This window comes from Ancylobacter sp. TW_SC_1, assembly GCF_056836805.1.
Window position 1 is genome coordinate 3,228,988 of sequence record NZ_CM166365.1, and the last position, 17,966, is coordinate 3,246,953.

General features: G+C 68.4%; 21 protein-coding genes. 17 read left to right on the forward strand and 4 right to left on the reverse strand.

Annotated elements, in window-relative coordinates; all coding sequences use genetic code 11:
* The 11 genes from AC1PZ7_RS15075 (at position 1) to AC1PZ7_RS15125 (ending at position 8,847) form a co-directional block, all read left to right on the forward strand.
* The gene (locus AC1PZ7_RS15075; protein WP_482356029.1) at positions 1–378 is read left to right on the forward strand and encodes a gas vesicle protein; all 378 of its coding nucleotides are present in this window, start codon (positions 1–3) and stop codon (positions 376–378) included.
* Entirely contained in the window at positions 368–2,491 is a 2,124-nt protein-coding gene (locus tag AC1PZ7_RS15080; RefSeq protein ID WP_482356030.1) for a CDC48 family AAA ATPase, read from the forward strand. Before AC1PZ7_RS15075 ends, AC1PZ7_RS15080 begins: the two co-directional genes overlap by 11 nt.
* Entirely contained in the window at positions 2,488–3,498 is a 1,011-nt protein-coding gene (locus AC1PZ7_RS15085; RefSeq protein WP_482356031.1) for a GvpL/GvpF family gas vesicle protein, read from the forward strand. The genes AC1PZ7_RS15080 and AC1PZ7_RS15085 overlap by 4 nt, the downstream gene beginning before the upstream one ends.
* Before the next feature lie 145 nt (positions 3,499–3,643).
* The gene (locus AC1PZ7_RS15090; RefSeq protein ID WP_482356032.1) at positions 3,644–4,414 is read left to right on the forward strand and encodes a GvpL/GvpF family gas vesicle protein; all 771 of its coding nucleotides are present in this window, start codon (positions 3,644–3,646) and stop codon (positions 4,412–4,414) included.
* Positions 4,407–4,643, forward strand: coding sequence for a gas vesicle protein (locus AC1PZ7_RS15095; protein WP_482356033.1), 237 nt, complete (start codon positions 4,407–4,409; stop codon positions 4,641–4,643). Before AC1PZ7_RS15090 ends, AC1PZ7_RS15095 begins: the two co-directional genes overlap by 8 nt.
* A 9-nt stretch (positions 4,644–4,652) precedes the next feature.
* Complete coding sequence (locus tag AC1PZ7_RS15100; protein WP_482356034.1) at positions 4,653–5,348, forward strand: GvpL/GvpF family gas vesicle protein; 696 nt, start codon at positions 4,653–4,655, stop codon at positions 5,346–5,348.
* Complete coding sequence (locus AC1PZ7_RS15105; protein WP_482356035.1) at positions 5,345–5,650, forward strand: gas vesicle protein K; 306 nt, start codon at positions 5,345–5,347, stop codon at positions 5,648–5,650. Before AC1PZ7_RS15100 ends, AC1PZ7_RS15105 begins: the two co-directional genes overlap by 4 nt.
* A gap of 161 nt (positions 5,651–5,811) precedes the next feature.
* Entirely contained in the window at positions 5,812–6,087 is a 276-nt protein-coding gene (locus AC1PZ7_RS15110) for a metal/formaldehyde-sensitive transcriptional repressor (protein ID WP_482356036.1), read from the forward strand.
* A 9-nt stretch (positions 6,088–6,096) separates the two neighbouring features.
* The gene (gene dmeF, locus AC1PZ7_RS15115) at positions 6,097–7,044 is read left to right on the forward strand and encodes a CDF family Co(II)/Ni(II) efflux transporter DmeF (protein ID WP_482356037.1); all 948 of its coding nucleotides are present in this window, start codon (positions 6,097–6,099) and stop codon (positions 7,042–7,044) included.
* Between the two features lie 298 nt (positions 7,045–7,342).
* A complete protein-coding gene (locus tag AC1PZ7_RS15120) occupies positions 7,343–8,362 on the forward strand; it encodes a L,D-transpeptidase family protein (protein ID WP_482356038.1) in 1,020 nt (339 codons plus the stop codon).
* Between the two features lie 125 nt (positions 8,363–8,487).
* Positions 8,488–8,847 (forward strand): hypothetical protein, encoded by a 360-nt coding sequence (locus AC1PZ7_RS15125; protein WP_482356039.1) that lies wholly within the window; start codon positions 8,488–8,490, stop codon positions 8,845–8,847.
* A 30-nt stretch (positions 8,848–8,877) separates the two neighbouring features.
* On the opposite strand, the gene AC1PZ7_RS15130 is transcribed toward AC1PZ7_RS15125, so the two are convergent.
* A complete protein-coding gene (locus tag AC1PZ7_RS15130) occupies positions 8,878–9,195 on the reverse strand; it encodes a DMT family transporter (RefSeq protein WP_482356040.1) in 318 nt (105 codons plus the stop codon).
* A 158-nt stretch (positions 9,196–9,353) separates the two neighbouring features.
* Here AC1PZ7_RS15130 and AC1PZ7_RS15135 point away from each other — a divergent pair, with 158 nt between their 5' ends.
* Together AC1PZ7_RS15135 and AC1PZ7_RS15140 are read left to right on the forward strand one after the other, a co-directional pair.
* The gene (locus AC1PZ7_RS15135; protein ID WP_482356041.1) at positions 9,354–10,247 is read left to right on the forward strand and encodes a LysR substrate-binding domain-containing protein; all 894 of its coding nucleotides are present in this window, start codon (positions 9,354–9,356) and stop codon (positions 10,245–10,247) included.
* A gap of 117 nt (positions 10,248–10,364) precedes the next feature.
* Entirely contained in the window at positions 10,365–10,517 is a 153-nt protein-coding gene (locus tag AC1PZ7_RS15140) for a hypothetical protein (protein WP_482356042.1), read from the forward strand.
* On the opposite strand, the gene eutC is transcribed toward AC1PZ7_RS15140, so the two are convergent.
* Together eutC and AC1PZ7_RS15150 are read right to left on the reverse strand one after the other, a co-directional pair.
* Positions 10,483–11,340 (reverse strand): ethanolamine ammonia-lyase subunit EutC, encoded by an 858-nt coding sequence (eutC, locus tag AC1PZ7_RS15145; RefSeq protein ID WP_482356043.1) that lies wholly within the window; start codon positions 11,338–11,340, stop codon positions 10,483–10,485. The genes AC1PZ7_RS15140 and eutC overlap by 35 nt on opposite strands.
* The gene (locus tag AC1PZ7_RS15150) at positions 11,337–12,725 is read right to left on the reverse strand and encodes an ethanolamine ammonia-lyase subunit EutB (RefSeq protein ID WP_482356044.1); all 1,389 of its coding nucleotides are present in this window, start codon (positions 12,723–12,725) and stop codon (positions 11,337–11,339) included. Before AC1PZ7_RS15150 ends, eutC begins: the two co-directional genes overlap by 4 nt.
* A gap of 188 nt (positions 12,726–12,913) precedes the next feature.
* Between AC1PZ7_RS15150 and AC1PZ7_RS15155 the strand changes: the two genes are divergently transcribed.
* From AC1PZ7_RS15155 to AC1PZ7_RS15165, 3 genes are all read left to right on the forward strand, one after another.
* Positions 12,914–13,660 (forward strand): alpha/beta fold hydrolase, encoded by a 747-nt coding sequence (locus tag AC1PZ7_RS15155; RefSeq protein WP_482356045.1) that lies wholly within the window; start codon positions 12,914–12,916, stop codon positions 13,658–13,660.
* Positions 13,661–13,781: 121 nt separating this feature from the next.
* Complete coding sequence (gene speB, locus AC1PZ7_RS15160) at positions 13,782–14,837, forward strand: agmatinase (protein ID WP_482356046.1); 1,056 nt, start codon at positions 13,782–13,784, stop codon at positions 14,835–14,837.
* On the forward strand, positions 14,837–15,637 hold the full coding sequence (locus AC1PZ7_RS15165; RefSeq protein WP_482356047.1) for a carbon-nitrogen hydrolase family protein: 801 nt from the start codon (positions 14,837–14,839) through the stop codon (positions 15,635–15,637). Before speB ends, AC1PZ7_RS15165 begins: the two co-directional genes overlap by 1 nt.
* 124 nt (positions 15,638–15,761) lie before the next feature.
* Here the strand turns inward: AC1PZ7_RS15165 and oxlT are convergent, their stop codons facing one another.
* Positions 15,762–17,069, reverse strand: coding sequence for an oxalate/formate MFS antiporter (gene oxlT / locus AC1PZ7_RS15170; protein WP_482356048.1), 1,308 nt, complete (start codon positions 17,067–17,069; stop codon positions 15,762–15,764).
* A 655-nt stretch (positions 17,070–17,724) separates the two neighbouring features.
* On the opposite strand from oxlT, the gene AC1PZ7_RS15175 reads away from it, so the two are divergent.
* Positions 17,725–17,868: a hypothetical protein gene (locus AC1PZ7_RS15175; RefSeq protein WP_482356049.1), complete on the forward strand. Its 144-nt coding sequence runs from the start codon at positions 17,725–17,727 to the stop codon at positions 17,866–17,868.
* Positions 17,869–17,966: the final 98 nt, after the last annotated feature.

Consider the following 17,966-nt stretch of genomic DNA (forward strand, 5'->3'; position numbering starts at 1 on the left):
ATGAGCGAACAGCGGATGGAGCATTCCCTTCAGGCAGCGGGGCTGGCGGACATCCTTGAGCGTGTGCTCGACAAGGGCATCGTGATCGCCGGCGACATCACCATTTCGCTGGTGGAGGTGGAACTTCTGAACATCCGCCTGCGGCTTGTGGTGGCGTCGGTCGACCGCGCCATGTCGATGGGCATCAACTGGTGGCAGAGCGACCCCAATCTCAATTCCCAGGCGAGGGAAATGATGGAGGAAAACCGCCTGCTGCGCGAGCGGCTGGACCGGCTGGAGGCCGCCGTCACCCCGGAGGCCCTCGCCGCGGCGGCCGTCATGGACACGGCCGTGGTCGACGCGCCCGGTGCGAACGCAGAGGTGCACCATGGACGATGAGACCGTCCCCTTCACCTTCCGGGTCTGCGAAGCCCCCACGAGGGACGTCGGCCGCGGCCTGATCCGCCTCGATCCGGAGGACATGGCGCGGCTCGGCGTCGAAGTGGGCGACGTGGTGTCGATCATCGGCCGCAGGGCCACGGTGGCACGGGTGATGCCGGCCCATGCCGGGATGCGCCGGCAGAGCCTGGTGCAGATGGACGGTCTTGCCCGCGTCAATGCCGGCGCCAGCCTCGACGAGCAGGTGACGCTGCGCCCGGCCGCAGTGGCGCGGGCGCGTGCCGTCACTCTGACCCAGGTGGGGGCGCGAGCCCGCGCACCTGAATCGCGTACCCTGGCGCGCCTGCTGGACGGCATACCCATGTTGGCCGGCGACCGGGTGCGCACCACGCTGATGGGTGCCCAGACCCGCGAATTCATGGTCGAGAGCTCAGATCCGCCGGGACCGGTGCTGATCGGCGCGGACACCCAGTTGCGCTGCCTCGACAACACGGTCGAGGGCAACGCGATCACCTATGAGGATGTGGGTGGTCTCGCCAACGAGGTGCGACGCATCCGCGAGATGATCGAGCTGCCGCTCAAGCACCCGGAGGTGTTCCAGCATCTGGGCATCGACTCGCCGAAGGGCGTCCTGCTGTGCGGCCCGCCGGGCACCGGCAAGACCCTGATCGCCCGCGCCGTGGCGCGCGAGGCCAATGTGCACTTCATCCACGTCAACGGCCCCGAGATCATCGACAAGATGTACGGGGCGAGCGAGGCGCAGCTGCGCCGCATGTTCGACGAGGCGGAAAAGAACGCGCCCTCCATCGTCTTCATCGACGAACTCGACGCCATCGCCCCCAAGCGCGAGGAGATGAGCGGCGACCGGCAGGTGGAACGCCGGGTGGTGGCGCAGCTGCTGGGGCTGATGGACGGGCTGCAGTCGCGCGGGCAGGTCATCGTCATCGCCGCCACCAACATCCCCAACGCCATCGACCCCGCCCTGCGGCGGCCGGGCCGGTTCGACCGCGAGATCCTGGTCGGCGTGCCGGATGAGAACGGGCGCCGGGAGATACTGGAGATCCACACCCGAGGCATGCCGCTCGCCGCCGACGTCGACCTCTCCCGTCTGGCCTTCCGTACACCCGGTTTCGTCGGCGCGGATCTTGCCGCCCTGTGCCGCGAGGCGGCGATGAGTGCCCTGCGGCGGCTGATCCCCGACATCAATTTCGAGGATGGCCGGGTCTCCGAGGAGAAGCTCGCGGCTCTCGTCGTCACCGCCGACGATTTCACCGCTGCCCAGGCCGGCACCCAGCCGAGCGCACTGCGCGAGATCGTCACTCAGGCCTCCCACAAGAGGTGGTCGGACGTCGGCGGGCTCGACGACATCAAGCAGCTGCTGGTGGAGACGGTCGAATGGCCCACCCGCTACGCCGCGCTCTACGCCGCCGCCGCGATCCAGCCCCCCAAGGGCATCCTGTTCTATGGCGCGCCGGGTACCGGCAAGACGCTGCTGGCCAAGGCTCTCGCCGGCGAAAGCGGAGCCAATTTCATCGCCGTCAAGGGGCCTCAGCTGCTGTCCATGTGGGCGGGCGAATCCGAGCGCGGCGTGCGCGAGGTGTTTCGCAAGGCCCGCCAGACCGCGCCCTGCATTGTCTTCTTCGACGAGGTCGACACCCTCACCCCCAATCGCGGCGGGACGGGCGGCGCCCTCACCGACCGGGTGGTGGCCCAGTTGCTGACCGAGATCGACGGCATCGAGGATCTGCGCGGCGTCACCGTGGTGGCCGCCACCAACCGGCTCGACCAGATCGACGCGGCCTTGCTCCGGCCCGGCCGCTTCGACTTCCTGGTCGAGTTCCACGCGCCGGATCTTCAGGGTCGGCTCGCCATCCTCACCGTTCATGCCGGCAGAATGCCGCTGGCCCCGGAGGTCGACCTCGCCGCCCTGGCCGAGGCCACCGACGGCATGGTCGGTGCCGACCTCGAGGCGCTGTGCCGGCACGCCGGCGTAGCCGCCATCCGCGACGTGGTGGAGAGCGGCGCCGACGCGGACGCCGGAGCCTCGCTCCGGGTGGTGCCGCGGCATTTCGAGGAGGCTCTGGTCGCCATGAAGAGGGAGCGTGCCGCATGACCGAATTACTCGTCTTCGCCGTGGTACCGGCCGACAGGTTCGATCCCGCCATCCTCGCCGAAGGCGAAGGTTTGCCTCCCGGCCTGCGCTCCATCTCCGCCGGCTCGCTTGCCGCGATCGTCGGCGCCGCGCCGGAAGGCGGCCTCAAGGGTCGGGAACGCGGCGCGTTGCTGCCCTGGCTCCTGGCGAGCCAGAGGGTGATGGAGCGGTTGCTCGCCTGCACTCCGGTCCTGCCGGTGGCGCTGGGCACCGTGGTGGAAGACGAAAGTCGCGTCCATCACCTGCTGGATGGCGGTGCCGGGGTGCTTCAAGACGCATTCGATTCCGTCGGGGACCGGGTCGAGATGAACCTGTCCGTTGATTGGCACCTTGACGGCGTGGTGGCGCGGCTGCTCGCCGACATCGCCGCGGAACTGCGCATGGCTGCCGCAGGCGGCGATGAGGCCGCGCGACAGGCCCTCGGCCTCCAGCTGGCCGGTTCCGTGGCGGCCGAACGCCGGAAGGTGCGGGGCCGGGTGGTCGAGCGCCTGCAGGCTGCCGCATGTGATTTCGTCATGACCGAACCGACCGAACCCGGTGGCGTCGTGAGCCTCGCCCTGCTGGTGGACCGGGGGGCGGACGAGGCCGTGCTCGAGGTGCTGGAATCGCTGGACATGGAGTTTGACGGTGCCCTGACCTTCCGGCTCGTGGGTCCCCTGCCCCCCTACAGCTTCGCGTCGGTGCAGGTTCATCTGGCCTCCTCGAAGGTGGTCCGCGATGCCCGCGCCGAGCTGGGGGTGGCGCAGGACGCCAGCCAGGAGGCGGTCAAGGCGGCCTATCGCCAGGCGGCACGACAGGTCCACCCCGACCTCGTGCATCCTGGCGCGATGGCCGAAACCGCCGAACCGGGTCGGAGCGCGACGAGCGAGGCGGTGCGCTTCCGGGCGCTTTCCGACGCCTATCGGGTGCTCGAAGGCGAGCATGCGCCGGTTTCTCTACGCCAGAAGGAAGCGACGCCGCAGGATTAGCCGTATGGCCGGCCCGCGCTCGGCAATGCGCACCGCCGTCGGTGTCGGCAGTTTCAGGAGAAGCCGCAGGAAGCGGCCCTGGCGGGCGGACGGGTGGAGCAGCCCGGGAACATGCCTTCGCCGCCGGCGGAGGCGGGAGGTGAGCATGCTGTATGTCTACGCCATCACGGCGGACCACGCCGCCGAAGGAGAGAACCTTCTGCCGGAGCAAGGCATCCTTCCCGATGTTCCGGTACGGCGCCTCTGCTGGGGGGCGCTCGCCGCTGTGGCGAGCCCGGTGCCAGAGGCCGTCTTCGGCGCCGAGGCGCTGCCCGCACGCCTGGAGGACCCTCAATGGACGCGCGCCTGCGTGCTGGCCCATCAGCGGATAGTGTCCGCCCTCCTGCCAGCCGCGACCGTATTGCCGTTGAAATTCTGCACCCTGTTCTCGGGAGAGGCGGCCCTGTCGGCGGCGATTGCCGACCATCGGGAGGTTCTGGAGCAGACTGTCGACCGCCTGCGCGGCGCGAGGGAATGGGGCGTCAAGCTGTTCTTCGAAGCACCGGCTCCCGCCGCTGTGCCGCTTTTCGAGACTGCCGGCGCAGGCGCGGGCGCCGCCTTCTTCCAGCGCAAGCGGGAGGAGCAGCGCGCCCGGGCCGCAGCCGACGCCGCACTCGACCGCTGTGTGGCTGCGAGCCATCATCACCTCGCCGCCCATTCGCGCGCGGCGGTCGCCAACCCTGTGCAATCACCGGAACTGCACGGACGAACGGGCGTGATGGCGCTCAACGGCGCTTATCTGGTCGCGACGGAAGACGAGCCTGCCTGGCGGGCGTGCCTGTCGGATCTGGAGCGGACCTACGCGGCCGAAGGGATGCGCTACGTGCTCACCGGCCCCTGGGGGGCGTACAACTTCGCAGGAGGCGGCCTTGTCTGAACTTCCCCCCATCCCATCGCGTACCTCCGGCGAGATCGCCGTGGCCGATCTCCTGGACCGCGCGCTCCACAAGGGGCTTGTCCTCTGGGGCGAGGCGACCATCTCGGTGGCCGGCGTCGATCTCGTCTATCTGGGCCTCAAGGTCCTTCTGACCTCCACGGATACCGTCAACCGGATGCGCGAGGCTGCTGCAGCCCCGCCGGACGGGCGGAACCTCCACGCCGGCTAGGTCGACGCCATGCTTTATCTCTATGCAATCCTGGAATCGCCGCCACCGACGAAGCCGCTCCCTCCCGGCATAGGGGGAGCGGCTACGCAGTTCGTGGAGTCGCGCGGCCTCGTCTGTGCAACCTGCGAGACGGCGGACGCGACCATTGCGCCCGAGCCGTCGCAGATCTGGCGCCATCAGGAGGTGGTGGCCGCCCTCATGGAGGCACGGCCCGTGCTTCCCCTGCGCTTTGGAACCCTGGTGGAGGACGCCGGCGCCTGCCTGCGCATGCTGACACGCCACCACGATATCCTATGCACCCAGCTCGATCGGGTACGCCATTGCGTGGAATTCGCCCTGCGGGTCGCGGGCCTGCCGGAGATTTCGGACCCGGCGCTCGATCCGGCTTCCGACCCAGCCGGGCTCGGGCCCGGCGCGGCGCATCTGCGGACCCTCGTTCGGCGGGAGCGGGGATGGCCGGCCTCCACCGCCGAGTTTCCCCATGAAGGCCTGACCGCGCACGCGGCGGATCGGCTCCTGTGGGCGAGGTCCCCCTCGCAGCCGGATCTGCGGGCCTCGTTCCTCGTCCAGCGGAACCGTGCGTCATCCTTCCTGGAGGATGTCTCTGTCCTTCAGCGCCTGCGGCCGGATCTCGGCATCACCGTGACCGGCCCATGGCCGCCCTATTCCTTCTCCGATCCCGACCTTTCTGGAGGCGGCGAATGACCACAGAGTGCACGCCCGAAACGCTCGAAGCGGCACTCCGGGGCCGCATCGACATTGACCCCGACCGGGTCGAGCAGGGCCTCGTCAAGCTGGTTCTGATGCTGGTGGAAACCGTGCGCCAGGTGGTGGAGCGCCAGGCCATCCGCCGGGTGGAGGGCGGCACGCTCAGCGACGAGGAGATCGAGCGCCTCGGCCTTGCCCTGCTGCGGCTCGAGCAGAAGATGGCCGAGCTGCGCCTGCATTTCGGCCTGGAAGAGACCGATCTCAATCTCAAGCTGAACATCCCGATCGAAGGGCTGTGACCGCTCCGGCCCCTTTGCCGAGCGCTCGTCAGAGCGATCCACGAAAGCAGAGGAACACCCCGCCGGACGGCCTGTGATCCTCCGCTCCCCGCTCGGCGGCGACGCAGCAGCACGCGAGGTGTCATTGCGGTGGCAACGAATATAGGGTACCCTCCTATCCTATGTCGCATCTCACGAAACCCAATCCTGCACTGCTCGCCCGTGTCCAGCGCATTGCCGGCCAAGTGGCGGCGATCGAGCGGGGGCTCGGCAGCGGTACGGATTGCACGACGCTGCTCCACCTCGTCGCCGCCACCAAGGGGGCCATCAGCGGCCTGATGGAGCAGATCGTCGAGGAGCACCTTCAGGCCCACGTCGCCCATCCCGACCTCTCCCATGACGAACGGGCCGAAGGCGCGCGCGAGCTCATGGACGCCATACGCCGCTACGCGAAATAGGTGCCGCTCATGTCAAAGCCGCCGGATATGCACGCCTTCACGCATCAGCACGTGTTTCTCAGCTCCGCGCATGACGAGAATTCCCGACGCACGCGCCTCGTCGTGGTCTTGACCGCCGTGATGATGGTGGCCGAGATCGCCGCCGGCTTCTACACCGGCTCCATGGCGCTTCTGGCCGACGGCTTCCACATGGCGTCCCATGCTGGCGCCCTCGGCATCGCTGCCCTCGCCTATGCCTATGCCAGGAAGCACGCGTTCGATACCCGGTTCAGCTTCGGAACCGGCAAGGTGGGCGACCTCGCCGGCTTCGCCTCCGCCGCGATCCTCGGCATCGTCGCCGTGGCGATGGCATTCGAGTCGGTCCTGCGCCTGCACGATCCCATCGACGTCGCCTTCGGGGAAGCGACGCTGATCGCGGTAATCGGCCTTCTGGTTAACCTCGTCAGCGCCCTCCTCCTCGGCGGCATGCCTCACGTCCACGGGCATTCACATGGGCATGAACCTCACGCGGATGACGGTCACGGCGCCGCCCACAGCCACGACAACAATCTGCGCGGCGCCTACCTCCACGTGCTGGCGGATGCGCTGACCTCCGTTCTCGCCATCGTGGCCCTGCTTGCGGGCGGCGCATTCGGCTGGGTGTGGCTCGATCCTGCCATGGGCCTCATAGGCGGCATCGTCATCGGGCGCTGGGCGTGGAGCCTGATGCGGGACACTTCATCCGTCCTGCTCGACCAGACCGACACGCACATCGCCGACGAAGTGGTGGACGTCGTGGAGCGCCCGGGCGACGTGAAGATCGCCGACCTCCACGTCTGGCGCGTGGGTCCCGACGCGCATGCCGCGATCGTCAGCGTCGTGGCGCCGCCGAGCCTGACCTCGGACATCATCCGGCAGCGGCTGGCGCCTGTGCACGAACTGAAGCACGTGACCGTCGAGTGCCGGCACGCACCGTAGGCTGCCGAGAACCCTTCCCGGTCAGGCGGAATCACCTGAGCGACAGGAAAGCGCTCTCGATTCAATAATTGGGAGCATCTTCCAGGCGCGAAGGCCGGCCAACTTTCGCGACAGATGTGCCAGGCGCTTCCGGCCCGGTAGTCGGCGAACCCATGAGCGGCGGCGCCGGGTCGCCGGAGCCGCCGCGCTAACGGTCTGGAAACCATGATGGCGCTAATCAGGGACATTGACGGCCCGACGTCGGACGTTGTCTCGGGCTGCCGTCGATCCGCCGTTTTGCGAGGCTAGGCGAGCCGACATGAACCTGTTGCGTACCGCCCTTCTGCTGGCTCTGGCCGCCTTCCTCGCCGGTTGCGCCGGCGGCGACTACGACGATCGCGGCTCGCTGCCGATCCCGCAGAAGCTGCTGCAGGAGATGGCGGCCAAGGGCATGAGCCCGGACGATCCGATCATGGTGCGGATCTACAAGCAGGAGAGCGAGCTGGAGGTGTGGAAGCGCACGACTTCCGGCCGTTATGCCCTGCTCAAGACCTACCCGCTGTGCCGCTGGTCCGGCAAGCTCGGCCCGAAGACCCGCGAGGGCGACCGGCAGGCACCGGAGGGCTACTACACCATCACGCGCGGCCAGCTCAATCCACGCTCGCAGTACTATCTCTCCTTCAATCTCGGTTATCCGAACCAACTCGAACGCGCCCTCGGCTACAGTGGAAGCGCGCTGATGGTGCATGGCGCCTGCACCTCCGCCGGCTGCTACGCCATGACCAATGACGGCGTCGGCGAAGTCTATGCGCTGGCGCGCGAGGCGCTGGCCGCCGGGCAGCCGGGCTTCCAGGTGCAATCCCTGCCCTTCCGCATGACGCCGGCCAATTTCGCCGAGCACCGTTACGATGCGAACATGCCCTATTGGCGCAACCTGAAGGAAGGCACCGACCTGTTCGCCGTCACGCGCGTGCCGCCCAACGTCTCGGCCTGCGGTGGCCGTTATCGCTTCACGCCCGGCACGCAGCCGCCGGTGTCGGCGAGCGACCCGCTCGCCCCCTGCCCGATCGCCGTCCCCGACCCGGCAATCGACGCCGTCGCCAGCAAGCAGGCGCATGACGAGCAGACCATCGCCCTGCTCTCTGCCTCGCGCCCGGCCGCGAACGCCTCCTATGTCGATGGCGGCATGCACCAGAGCTTCCGCGAAATCCTGCGGCGCTCCGGCCCGCAGAAGCTCGCCGCCATGGCCTCGGACCGCAAGATCCCGGTCAGCGAGCCGACCGCCGCGCTCGCCGACCCCTACAAGGGCGAGGAAGAGGGCGACAGCGACGCCGAATAGGATCGCGCCGCGGCCATCCGTCCGGTCGCCTGCCCAGGGGCTTCCCCCAGCGCTGCGTTTGCGGCAGATAGGCGGCTTCCCGGATCGCGCGAGGCACGATGGCTACAAGGATATCCCCGAGGGAGATGCTGGCGACCGCCCGCGATCTCAAGCGCCTGCCCTTCACCGAGGCCGACCTCGCCGTCATCCGGCAGGCGACGCCCGCGGTCGCGCCCAAGCTCTCCGCGAAATACGAACCGTCGGAGGGGCTGTACTACCTCGCCGCGCCCTCCCTCCACATGGAGTTTGTGGTGGTCAAGTCGGTGCGGTTGAACCTGCCCTTTGGCCTGACGCTGCCGCGCTACACCATCTTCATGGGCTTCGAGCACGGCGAGATCTGGGAGCGGGGACCGGTGGTGAATCGGCTTCGGGCCGTGGCCTTCATCTTCCAGCGCATGGCGCTCGCCGACAACTGGCTCGACGGCGAGTACGGGCGCAAGCACTAGGCAATTGCGCCAGACGACGGCGCCAGCCGCTCACGCCGCCTGCAGCTTCAGCCCGACAATGCCGACGAGGATCGCCAGGACCGAGGCGATCTTCGCCGCGTTGATCGGCTCGCCGAACAGCGCCGCGCCCAGCACAACGGTCCCGAGCGTGCCGAAGGCGCCCCAGGCCGGATAGGCGACGCTGACCGGCAGCGTCCGCATGGCGAAGGTGAGGAAGACGAGGCTGACCCCGCCGGCCGCGATGGCGAGGACGCTGGGACCGGGCCGGGTGAAGCCGTCGGCCGCCTTCAGCGCCACCGCGAAGGCCACCTCGAACAGCGAAGCAAGCGCGAGAAGGCCCCATGCCATGATCGTAATTCCTCCATTGGACGCCGACCCGCGCGATGAGAGCAACTCACTCTTTGCTGGCCTCGTGTCTGAGGAACGGCTTATAGGACCTTGGAATCATGTGTGACAAACGCGAACATCTCATCTTACGCGTGAGTTGAACTCATCTATGATGCCGCATGCGCACCCTTCCCCCGCTCGGTTCCCTGCGCGCCTTCGAGGCCGCCGCCCGGCTTGAGAGCTTCAAGCGCGCCGCCGCCGAACTCGCAGTGACGCCGACCGCGATCAGCCACCAGATCCGCCAGCTCGAAGCCGAACTCGGTTTCGCGCTGTTTCGCCGCGCGCCGCGCAAGGTGATGCTGACCGAGGAAGGTCGCGCCCTGTTCGCCCCGCTGCGCACCGCCTTCGACGGCATGGAGGAGGCGGTCGCCGCGCTGCGCCGGCGCCCCGCGCGGCAGGTGGCGACGCTGTCGGCCACGGCGGCCTTCACCGCCCGGCTGCTGGTGCCGCGCGTCGCCCGCTTTCGCGCGCGCTTTCCCGGCTGGGATCTGCGGCTTCTCGCGGCGGACGGCCCGGTGGACCTCGATGCCGGTGCCGCCGACGCCGCCATCCGCTATGGGGCCGGCCCCTATCCCGGCCTCGACACCGTGGACCTGATGCCGGAGTGCTTCGCCCCGGTCTGCGCGCCGCATCTGGGCATCGCCGGCCCGGCCGACCTCGCCGCGACGACGCTGATCCATGTCGAGAACCCGGTCTACACCGCCGTCGCCGCCATGCCGGGCTGGGCGGAGTTCGCGCGGGCGGCCGGGCTCCACGACCTCGACACGTCGCGCGGGGTCTCGCTGAACGACGAGGGCGGCGCCATCCAGGCCGCCATCGCCGGACAGGGCATCGCCCTGCTGAGCCTGCCGCTGCTGGCGGCGGAACTCGCCTCGGGCGTGCTGGTGCAGCCTTTCGGGCCGGTGCTGGAAGGCCAGCGCTACCGCTTCGTCGCCCCCGCGCGCCGCGCCGGCCACCCCGCCGTCGCCGTGCTGCGCGAATGGGTGACGGAGGAATTCGGCGCCGGACGGTAGAAGAAGCGGGCCGCTTTATGGCGGCTTTACGCCTCGCGGCACACTTCCCCATCGCGATCTTACGGCAAGCGAGTCACATCTCACGGCGAGGCCGGTGCTCCGGCCATGGAGGAGACAATGGTCCTGAACATGTTCCTGCGCGGCGTCCTCGCCGCGTTTCACCGCATCGACGATCAGCTGACCGAGGCGACCTACCGTCACGGCCGCTATTGCATCGCCGACGGCAAGCTGCGCGCTAGCCAATCCGGGCGGCCGGAGGCTGACCGTTGACGAGCAGCAGGTCGCTCTCATCCTTCAGCGCGACACCGGTCAGGCGCCGCGCCAGCGCTTCCTTCAGCAGCCAGGCGAGCTTGAATGCGGCGTGGGCATGCGACAGCCCTTCGCCGCGCACATTGGAGATGCAGTTGCGTTCCGCATCGGAGCGGCCGAGGCGCGGGGCGAAGGTGAGGTAGAGGCCGAGGCTGTCCGGCGAGGACAGGCCCGGCCGCTCGCCGATCAGCACGACGACGGCCTGCGCCTTCATCAGCTCGCCGACCTCGTCGCCGAGCGCCACACGCGCCTGGCTGGCGATGGCGACGGGCCCGACGCTCCATCCGCCCTCGGCGAGGCGGGCCTTGAACGCGGTGAGGAACGGCACGGCCTGCGCGTGGATGGCGGTGGAGGACAGCCCGTCGGCGACGACGATGGCCACATCCACCGGCGATTGCGTCCAAGCACCTAACATTGCACGGCTTTCTTCCGAAAGCCGGCGCCCGAGATCAGGCCGGCGCAGATAGGCGTCACGCGCCGGGGCGGCGGATTTCACTTCAACCGTCTCGAAACCAAGGGCGGCGATGGCCTCTGCCATATGGGCAGATTCGAAAGGGAGATGCACGGCATCACGCGCCTGCGCATGCGCCAGCGCAAACCTCAGCACCTCTTGTGTTGGCAGCCCGGTACCGGCGCGCCCGAGGGCGATGCGGGCGGGGGTGATTCCGGCGAGCCGGCGCCAGCTGTCCTGGATCACCGCCTCCTCGATCAACGCCTCCTCAATTACCGCGTTGTCGATCACAGTGTCGACCGGGAGGTCGCCGTCCGCCGCCGTTTCGCTCATGCCGCCAGCTCCGGCGCGGCGGCGAGGAGGGGATGAATCCCCTGCTGCTTCCTCAAGCTGCCGTTCGGCTCAGTGATGCCCATGCGCTGCAGCCACGCCTCGAACTCCGGCGCCCGCTGCAGGCCGAGCACCTGACGCAGGTAGAGCTGGTCATGGAACGAGGTCGACTGGTAGTTCAGCATCACGTCGTCGGAGCCGGGAATGCCCATGATGTAGGTGACGCCCGCCGCCCCGAGCAGGGTCATCAGCGTGTCCATGTCGTCCTGGTCGGCCTCGGCGTGGTTGGTGTAGCAGACGTCGCAGCCGAGCGGCACGCCCATCAGCTTGCCGCAGAAATGGTCCTCCAGGCCGGCGCGGATGATCTGCTTGCCGTCATAGAGATATTCCGGCCCGATGAAGCCGACCACGGTGTTCACCAGCAGCGGCTTGAACGGCCGGCACACCGCATAGGCGCGCGCTTCCAGCGTCTGCTGGTCGACGCCGTGATGGGCGCCCGCCGACAGTGCCGAGCCCTGCCCAGTCTCGAAATACATCACGTTGTCGCCGAGCGTGCCGCGGTTCAGCGACAGCGCCGCCTCGCGTCCCTCCTTCAGCGTGGCGAGGCTGATGCCGAAGGAAGCGTTGGCGCCCTGCGTGCCCGCCACCGACTGGAACACGAGGTCGACCGGCACGCCGCGATTGATCACCTCGGTCGAGGTGGTGACATGGGTGAGCACGCAGGCCTGCGTCGGGATGTCGAAGCGCTGGATGATGCCGTCGATCAGCTTCAGCAGCTCGCTGAGCACCGGCACGCTGTCGGAGGCCGGGTTGATGCCGATCACCGCGTCGCCGCAGCCATAGAGCAGACCGTCGAGGATGGAGGCGGTGACGCCCGCCGGGTCGTCGGTCGGGTGGTTCGGCTGCAGCCGCACCGCCATCGTGCCCGGCAGGCCGATGGTGTTGCGGAACTTCGTCACCACGCGGCACTTTCTGGCGACCGCGATCAGGTCCTGATTGCGCATCAGCTTCGACACCGCCGCCGCCATTTCCGGCGTCACGCCGGGCGCGATGGCGGCCAGCACCTCGCTGGTGGTGAGGCCAGACAGCAGGAAGTCACGGAAATCGCCGACCGTCATGTGCGAGATCGGGCGGAAGGCTGCCGTGTCGTGCGTGTCGATGATGAGGCGCGTGACCTCGTCCTCTTCATAGGGAACCAGCGCCTCGTTGAGGAAGGCGGCCAGCGGCACGTCGGCGAGGCACATGCGCGCCGCCACGTTCTCTTCCGCCGAGGCGGCGGCGATGCCGGCCAGCATGTCGCCGGAACGCAGCGGCGTCGCCTTCGCCATCAATTCCCTGAGGTCGGCGAACGCATAGGCATGCGGCCCGGCGACATAACGATACGGCATGGTTCCAGACCTCGCGGGACGCCGCCCTGCTCAATTCGACATCATGGGCAAAATGTATCCCGGCCCAGGGCGCCGGGGAAGCGCAACTTGTGTCGGCGCACCCGTCCGAGGCGGCGCCTGGCATGCCAGGCTGGACGCCGTGCGCGCCGCCCGCTACCACGCACGCCGGAACGAAGAGGAGACGCGCCATGGCAACCTTCATTCTCATTCACGGCTCCTGGCACTGGGGCGGCTGCTTCCAGAAGGTGGCGAATCTCCTCGGCGCCGCCGGCCACGCGGTGATCGCGCCCGATCTCGCCAGCCATGGCTTCGACCCAACCCCGACCGCCGCCGTGACCGACATCGCGATCTACGCCGCGCCGGTGCGCGCCGCGCTGGAGGACATCGAGGGCAAGGCGATCCTGGTCGGGCATTCGGTCGGCGGGGCGACCTGCACCTGGCTCGGCGAGGAGATGGCCGAGCGAATCGAGGCGCTGGTCTACCTCACCGGATTCATGGCGCCGAACGGCAAGACGGCACGCGATTTCGTCATGACGCCGACCTATCTCAAGGACCCCGCCATCGTCGAGACGCAGGGCATGCTGCGGCTCGGCAAGGAGGGGCTGGGCCTCGACCTCGCGCGGCGCGACCTCATCGCCGGCTCGCTCTATTCCGACTGCACCGAGCACGACATCGAGCGCGCGCTGGCCAACCTCGTGCGCGTCACCCCGCACGCCCCCTTCGCCGCCGTCTCGGCGATCACGCCGCATCGCTACGGCCGGCTGCGCCGGCATTACGTCGAGTGCCTGAAGGACCGCGGCCTGCCGCTCGGCGTGCAGCGCGAGATGCAGGCGGCGGTGCCGGGCGCGCAGGTGCACCAGCTCGACACCGGCCACTCTCCCTTCCTCAGCGCGCCGGAGGCGGTGGCGGCGATCCTTCTGGAGATCGCCGGCTGACAAGGGCTGCGCCCGTTCGGCCACACCTCGGCTTATCCGACGAAGGACGGTGCTCGCCCCCCTTCCCCGCCCTCGCCGCGTGCCGCTAGGCTGGCTGGAATTCCAGCGGCGTGAGGCAAAGATGTCGGACACTGAAAAGCTCGAGCGGCTCCGGGCGAAATATGGCTCCATCGCGGGCGGGGTGATCTTCGACCCCACCTTCAAGCGGGTCGCCGAGCTTCAGTTCAAGGGCGGCGACCGCCGCGTGTGGCCGTGGGCCAATGCGGCCACGCTGCTCGACGCGCCCTACCGCCCCGACGCGCCGGACCTCGACGATTTCGCCGGCCTCGACGTCGCGCTGATCGGCGTGCCGATGGACCTCGGCGTGACCAACCGCGCCGGCGCCCGCCTCGGCCCGCGCGCGGTGCGCGCCATCGAGCGGATCGGCCCCTACGAGCATGTGCTCGGCATGGTGCCGGCGGCGGACGCCAGGGTCGCCGATGTCGGCGACGTCACCTTCACCAGCCGCTTCAGCCTGGAGAGCTGCCACGCCGATATCGAGGCCTATTTCAAGAAGGTGGTGGCGGCGGGCGTGATTCCGCTCGCGGTCGGCGGCGATCATTCGATCACCGGCTCGATCCTCAAGGCGGTCGGCGAGACGCGTCCCGTCGGCATGCTGCACATCGACGCCCATTGCGACACCAGCGGCGTCTATGAGGGCTCGAAGTTCCACCATGGCGGGCCGTTCCGCAAAGCCGTGCTGGACGGCACGCTCGACCCCGGCCGCACCATCCAGATCGGCATTCGCGGCGGCGCGGAATTCCTGTGGGAGTTCTCCTACGACAGCGGCATGACGGTGATTCACGCCGAGGAGGTCACCGGCATGGGCGTGCCCGCCATCATCGAGAAGGCCAGGCAGGTGCTCGGCACCGGCCCGGTCTATGTCTCCTTCGACGTCGACAGCCTCGACCCCGCCTTCGCGCCCGGCACCGGCACACCGGAGATCGGCGGACTCACCTCGCGCGAGGTGCTGGAGATCCTGCGCGGGCTCAACGGGCTCGACGTGGTCGGCGGCGACGTGGTCGAAGTGGCGCCGCAATATGATTCGACGTCCAACACCGCCCATGCCGCGGCGCAGGTGCTGTTCGAGATCTTCTGCATGTCGGTGACGGCGCTCAAGGCGCGGAAGGGCTCCTGATGCGCCTCGCTTTGCTGCAGACCGCCGGCGACCCCGCCAACCAGCCCGCCGCGAATCTCGACCGGCTCGCCGCGGCGGCCGCCGCCGCGGCGGCGCGCGGCGCCGACCTGCTGCTGGCGCCGGAGATGTTCCTCACCGGCTACAATATCGGCCGCGAGGCGGCCCTCGCCATGGCCGAGCCGCAGGACGGGCCGAGCGCGCGCCGGGCCGGCGACATCGCCCGCGCCCACAATATCGGCCTGTGCTACGGCTATCCCGAGCGTGGCGAGGGCGGCGAGATCTACAATTCCTGCCTGCTGATCGGCCGGGATGGCGCGCCGCTGCTCAACTTCCGCAAGATGCACCTGTTCGGCGACCTCGACCGCGCCATGTTCGCGCCCGGCGAAGGCTCGGCCGAGCTCGCCTCCTTCGGGGGATACCGGCTCGGCATGCTGATCTGCTACGACGTCGAATTCCCCGAGGCGGTGCGCGCGCTGGCGCTGGCGGGCGCCGACCTCGTGCTGGTGCCGACGGCCAACATGAAGCCCTATGACGCGGTCTCGCATGTCGTGGTGCCCTCGCGCGCCTTCGAGAACGAGCTTTATGTCGCCTATGCCAACCGCTGCGGCGCCGAGGGCGAGCTCGACTATATGGGGCTGAGCTGCGTCGGCGACCCCAATGGCGGCAATCTCGTCATCGCCGGCGACGGCGAGGAACTGCTGGTCGCCGATCTCGACCCCGCGCGGCTCAAGGCAGCCCGCGCGATCAACACCCATGTCCCGGACCGGCGGCCGGAGATCTATGCGCGGCTGATCCCCTGATCCCACCGACAAGCGTCGTCCCGGCGAGGCGAAGCCGCCGCGCCGGGATCGCTCGCCGCCGAAAAGACCGGTCCCGGATCGGCCTGTCGACCGTCCGGGACCACGTTTGTTCCATGCACAGGCGTCAGTGGGCGTGCGACTGCCGGCCGACCGGCACCGAGGCGCTCTCCGCCTCCACCGCGCTGCGGGCGATGAAGCGGGCGCGCAGCGGCTTCAGCACCAGCAGGGCGAGGAGGGCCGCGGTGGCGTTGAGGCCCACCGCGATGGCGAACACCGCGTACCAGCCATAGACCGCCGCCACGACGCTGGCGAGCGGCACCAGCAGCGCCGCCGTGCCCTTGGCGGTGTAGAGCATGCCGGCATTGGTGGCGGCGAATTTTGAACCGAACGTGTCGCCGCAGGTCGCCGGGAACAGCGAGTAGATCTCGCCGAACACGCCGAAGAAACCGGCCGTGGCCAGCACGAACACCAGCGGGTTCGAGCCGTGGAAGACCATCACCAGCAGCATCACCGCCGCCGTGCCGAAGGCGATGAACATGGTGTTCTCGCGCCCGATCCGGTCCGAGACGTAGCCGAAGATCGGCCGGCCGAAACCGTCGAAGATGCGGTCGAGCGAGATGGCGAGCGTCAGTGCCGCGGCGGAGATGCCGAGGATGCTCACCGGCGTGTCGGCGACGCCGAGGTCGTGGGCGATCGGACCGATCTGTGCCGCCGCCATCAGGCCACCCGACGCCACCATGACGAACATCAGATAGAGCAGCCAGAACACCGGCTTGGTCAGCGTCTGCGAGGGCTGGTAATCGACCCGGCTCTGCGGAATGCTCAGCGCCTTCCTAGGCGCGGCGATCTTGAATGTCGGCGGGTAGAGGAACTGCGCGGCGAGCAGGACGACGAGACCCTGGCCGATGCCGAACCAGAAGAACGCCGTCTGGTAGCCATGCGCGGCGATGGTGTTGGCGATCGGCACCACGGTCAGCGCCGCGCCGGCGCCGAAGCCGGCGGCGGTGGCACCCGCCGCGAGGCCGCGACGATAGGGGAACCACTTCAGCGCGTTGCCGACGCAGGTGCCATAGACCGAACCGGCGCCGATACCGCCGAACACCGCGCCGGCATAGAGCATGGTGAGCGAGCCGGCATAGGAATTGATGACCCAGGACAGCGCGATCATCACCGCGCCGAAACTGAGAACCAGGCGCGGGCCATAGCGGTCGACGAACCACGCCTCGACCGGGACGAGCCAGGTCTCGGTCAGCACGAAGATGGTGAAGGCAGTCTGGATCGCCGCGCGGCCCCAGCCATGCGCCTGGTCGATCGGGTCGACGAACAGGGTCCAGCCATATTGAAGATTGGCGATCATCGCCATGCAGAGAATGCCGCAGCCGAGCTGGAACCAGGGCTCCCAGGCGCGCGCCGCCGTCTTGTTGGTGTCCATTGACGTATCCTCGACCTGATGAATCCCACGCAGCTCTTGCCGGCTGCTTCGAGCGTCGCAAACCGCGTCGTTGACGCGGCGGCCGTCACGCGATGACGCAAGCAACGACCGAACACGATTATGTTTTTCGGACCGCATACGCCTTACCAAACGTCACTATTTTACGCTTGGTAAGATCTGTACTTTTTGCGCCATGCCTATTTCGGCCTGTTTTTGATAAATATCAGCTAATGAAATGGATTCAACATGAAATATACCAAGGTATGCTGACGTAAAGCCAATGAACACTCGGTCGGAATAAAGTGAAATGCACGCAGACAACGTGTGGGACGCGGCTGTCTACGCGCTCGTATCTCGCGTCTCTTTCCGGGATGAACGTTCTCATCGGCGCGATCAGCGACGCGACATGCCGTAGCGGTCAGCCCTCGCCTGTTCTGCGCCGCCGAGCATGCAGGCAAGGGTCTGCTCGTTGCGGCGACCGGCGGAACACCGCCAGCGCTGCGGCATCCGCAACGGAATCCGCAGGGGAAGCCGGTGCCATGCCGGCCGCCGCGCCGTCTGAAAGGGAACCGATACCCCCTCTGCCGCGTTCTGTTACCGCTCCGCGCCGTCGTTAAGCGACGGGGTCGGATCGGAATGAACACGGGGAAGAACCATGAATCGAACCGTCCTGACCGTCGCCCTGGTGGTGCTGGTGGCCGTCATTGCCGTCTTCGCCTACCGCACCTATGAGCGCGACCAGAACTCGCTGCAGATCGAGGTCGGGCCGCAGGGCGTGAAGGTCGATCCGCCGGGCTGATCGCCCGCCTGACGGCGGCGGGGCGGCATCCGGCCAAAAGTATGAGGCCACCCCGCTGCATTTGCCGGCATCGTGTTCTAAAAGGGCTCCCGACATTT